The organism is Janibacter sp. CoH_79_TC_3 (genome assembly GCF_058197955.1).
This window is the reverse complement of record NZ_JBXWIV010000066.1, coordinates 1-485: the sequence shown is the minus strand read 5'-3', so window position 1 is coordinate 485 and position 485 is coordinate 1. Positions and strand designations below refer to the sequence as shown.

The 485-nt window shown below is 49.9% G+C and carries 1 protein-coding gene; it reads right to left on the bottom strand.

The genetic code is table 11. The annotated features are described in order from the left end of the window. Positions 1-485, bottom strand: a 485-nt coding sequence (locus tag AC2FA3_RS15090) for a Calx-beta domain-containing protein (RefSeq protein ID WP_490510297.1), incomplete at both ends; no start/stop codon positions are given.

The window sequence follows — 485 nt, the reverse complement described above, 5'->3', positions numbered from 1 at the left end:
GTCATCACCTACCGTAGGATCAGTAGGATCTACAGGATCAGTGCCGTTAGTGGTGCCATCATCATAAATAGTGGTGGTGACGCTGTTGTTGGTACCGATGGTCGCGGTACCGGCTGTGACTGCTGTGACTGCGACGTTAAAGTCCTCTGGACCTTCAAATACATTGTCATTCACAATCGGTACGGTGATGTCAACGGAGGTTTGACCCGCTGGAATCGTCACGTTTTGTGTGACAGGTGCGGTGTAGTCAGCTGAGCCTTCAGTGCTGCCATCACTAATCGTGACAGTCACGACCGTGTCTTCAGTGCTTGGGTTGCTGATGCTGACTGTATAAGTCGCTTCATTAGGAGTACCGTCAGCAGCCATTTCATTCAGACTTGCTGTACCAGTGATGCTTACTATTGGGGTGTCATCACCTACCGTAGGATCAGTAGGATCTACAGGATCAGTGCCGTTAGTGGTGCCATCATCATAAATAGTGGTGG